3 protein-coding genes are annotated in these 3,283 nt (G+C 71.7%); all 3 read left to right on the plus strand.

What is annotated here, in order from left to right:
- A partial coding sequence (locus tag VM840_03945; protein HVL80727.1) for a phospholipid carrier-dependent glycosyltransferase occupies positions 1 to 1,590 on the plus strand: 1,590 nt, incomplete at its 5' end.
- A 41-nt stretch (positions 1,591 to 1,631) separates the two neighbouring features.
- Positions 1,632 to 2,960, plus strand: a complete 1,329-nt coding sequence (manB, locus tag VM840_03950) for a phosphomannomutase/phosphoglucomutase (GenBank protein ID HVL80728.1) — start codon at positions 1,632 to 1,634, stop codon at positions 2,958 to 2,960.
- A gap of 11 nt (positions 2,961 to 2,971) precedes the next feature.
- On the plus strand, positions 2,972 to 3,157 hold the full coding sequence (locus tag VM840_03955) for a Trm112 family protein (protein HVL80729.1): 186 nt from the start codon (positions 2,972 to 2,974) through the stop codon (positions 3,155 to 3,157).
- Positions 3,158 to 3,283: the final 126 nt, after the last annotated feature.

Here is a 3,283-nt window from a genome sequence, read left to right on the forward strand (position 1 = left end):
GCCTACGTCCGCAACGCGGCCTTCGTGGTCACCAACGAGCGTGACCTGCTGCACGTGGACCGCGACGGCGAGGTCCAGCCCCTCGACTTCGGCGCCCATTCGGTAGCGGCCGGCCCCGACGAGGTGTGGGTCTCGTTCCCCGAGCGTGGGGAGCTGCAGTCGTTCGCCCCGGAGGGGGTCCGCCAGAGGACGGCCGAGCTGTCCATCGACCCCGGCGAGGTGATCGCCGCCGAGCGCGGGGACCGAGTGCTCGTCGCCGACGAGGCGGGTACGCGGATCCAGTCGGTGAACCCGCAGACGGCCCGCCTCGCCGACCGGGCCGACCTCGACCGCGGAGCCGACATGTTCGCCGTGGTCGACCGCGCCGGGCTCCCGTGGGCGGCGGACGGCGTGCGGTTGAACCTGATCGAGCCGCGCGGACTGGCCGTGCTGGGCGGGGTCGAGCTCCCCGGGTTCCCCACCGCGCTAGCGCCCGTCCCCGGACAGCGGTCGGTCGCGGCGGTCGTGCCCGGGACGGGCATCGTGTGCGCCACGGCGTCGCCCGAGTTCGCGTGGAGGTTCGGGAGCGCGGTCACGGGGTCCCTCATGGTGGCGCTCGTCTTCCTGCTGGCCGTGCGCTTGTTCGGCTCCGTCCGGGCCGGGCTGCTGGCGGCCGTCTTCCTGACCGTGTGCGGGCTCGCCTTCACGATGTCGCGTCTGGCCATGAACGACAGCTACGTGACCGCGGGCATCCTCGGGGCGTGGTTCTGCGTCCTCGGGATGCTCTACAGGTGGGGGTCGGACGAAGAGCGGTCCAGACCCGCCGCCCTGGCCTGGCTCGCCGGCGCAGGCGTCCTCATGGGAGCCGCGGTCGCCTCGAAGTGGCCGGCCATGTTCGCGCTCGGCGGCATCGGGCTGCTGCTCATATGGGACCTGGCCAGCCGGCGCCGGGAGGGGGTCTGGTCCCTGGCCGGACCGCTCCCCGTCTCCCTGGCCGTCCTCGGGGTGGCGCTGCTCCTCGTCCCGGCCGGGATCTACCTCGCCTCGTACATCCCGGAGCTGCGGATGGGACGCACGCTGCCCGGCCTCCTGCAGCTGCAGCGGGACATGTTCGGCTACCACTCGCGGCTCACCGAGTCCCACCCCTTCGGCTCCCCTTGGTACGGCTGGCCGTTCGGCCACCGGGCGGTCTACCTGTTCCTGGGAGACGAGGGCGGGGGACGCCGCGCCGAGATGTGGACGGCGGCGAACCCGGTCGTCTTCATCGGGGGGTTGCTCGCGCTGATCGCCCTAGCCGGGTCGGCCTTCCGCCGTCGAGCGGTCGGGGCGGCGGTGGTGGTGGGGGCCGCGCTCGTGCAGTACCTGCCGTGGGTGGGTGTCGACCGGGTCGTCTTCCTCTACCACTACCTGCCGGTGATCCCGTTCCTGGCGCTCGCGCTCGGGTGGTGGCTGACCGACGGTCCGGCCGGGCGACCCAGGCGGACGGAGACGATCCTGGCCGTCGGCGGCGCGCTGCTCTCCTTCCTCCTCCTGCTCCCGGTGCTCACCGGCATCACGCTCCCGAACGCGGCGGTGGACGCGGTCAAGGCGTGGCTCCCCTGGGTCTTCTGAGCCGCGGCGACACGCGCACGGCGTGTGGCAGGATGCACCGCATGGACCTGGACCCCATCTTCAAGGCGTACGACATCCGGGGGCTCTACCCGGAGCAGATCGACGCCGATGCGGCCCGGCGCATCGGTCGGGCCTTCGCCGTCTTCACCGCGAGCCCCGAGGTGCTCGTGGGGCGCGACATGCGCGAGTCCTCGCCCGAGCTCGCGGCCGCCTTCATCGAGGGGGTCACCGCGGCGGGCAGCGATGCGGTGGACCTCGGCCTGTGCTCGACCGATCTCGTGTACTACGCCTCCGGACACCTGGGGCGCCCCGGGGCGATGTTCACCGCGTCGCACAACCCCGCCGTCTACAACGGGATAAAGATGTGCGGGCCGGGAGCGGCGCCCATCGGGATCGACACCGGGCTGCTCGAGATCAAGGCCCTGGCGACCGACCTGCCCCCCGAGGCGCCGAGGCGGGGCTCGGTCTCGCAGCGGGACCTCCTCGACGAGTTCGCCGATCACCTGTTGTCGCGCATAGCGCTGGACGAGATGAAGCCGCTCGTCGTGGCGGTCGACGCCGCGAACGGCATGGGCGGCAAGGTGGTCCCGGCGGTGCTCGGGCGGCTGCCCATCGAGGTCGTCCCCCTGTACTTCGAGCTGGACGGAACCTTCCCGAACCACCCGGCCGACCCGATCCAGCCCGAGAACCTCCGCGACCTGCAGGGGTTGGTCAGGAGCAGGGGAGCCGACGTCGGCCTGGCGTTCGACGGCGACGCCGACCGGGTCTTCCTCCTCGACGAGCACGCGCGTCCGGTCTCCGGCAGCCTGACCACCGCGCTCGTCACGCAGGCGATCCTGACCGACCACCCTGGGGAGACCGTGATCTACAACGCGATCTGCTCCCGCGTCGTGCCCGAGGTGATCGAGGAGCTCGGGGGCCGCGGGGTCCGGTCGAAGGTCGGCCACTCGTTCATCAAGCAGCTCATGGCCGAGCACGAGGCGGTGTTCGGCGGCGAGCACTCCGGGCACTACTACTTCCGGGACAACTACCGGGCGGACTCCGGGCTGCTCGCGTCGCTGTACGTGCTGGACACGATCTCCCGCTCGGGCCGGACGCTGGGAGAGCTGCTCGCGCCGTTGGACCGTTACTCGAACTCGGGCGAGATCAACTCGGTGGTGACCGACCAGACGGCGGCGCTCGAAGCCGTCTCGGCCGGGTTCGCGGAGGCGGCCCAGGACCGGCTGGACGGCCTGACCGTGTCCGACGCCGACTGGTGGTTCAACGTCCGTCCGTCCAACACCGAGCCCTTGCTCCGCCTGAACGTGGAGGCCACGTCCGAAGGGTTGATGGCCGAGGTGCGGGACCGCGTCCTCTCGATCATCCGATAGCGAGGGAGAAGATGCCGATCGACAGAGAGCTCCTCGAGATCCTGGCCTGCCCGAAGTGCAAGCACCCGGTGACGGAGGAGACGAAGGACGGTGAGGAGTTCCTCGTCTGCACGGCCCCCGACTGCCGGCTCGCCTACCCGGTGCGCGACGGGATCCCGGTGATGCTGATAGACGAAGCCCGTCCGTGGAGCGACTGAGCCTCGACGACGCGCGGGTCCTGAAGGCCGGCGACCCTTCGGACGCGCTGGGGGCGGTCGCCTCGCTCCCGGGCCAGCTCGCCCACTGGGAAGGGTCGGGTCCCCCGTCGGACCTGTCCCCCGGCG

This window comes from Actinomycetota bacterium (assembly GCA_035540895.1).
In the GTDB taxonomy this organism is placed as follows: domain Bacteria; phylum Actinomycetota; class JAICYB01; order JAICYB01; family JAICYB01; genus DATLFR01.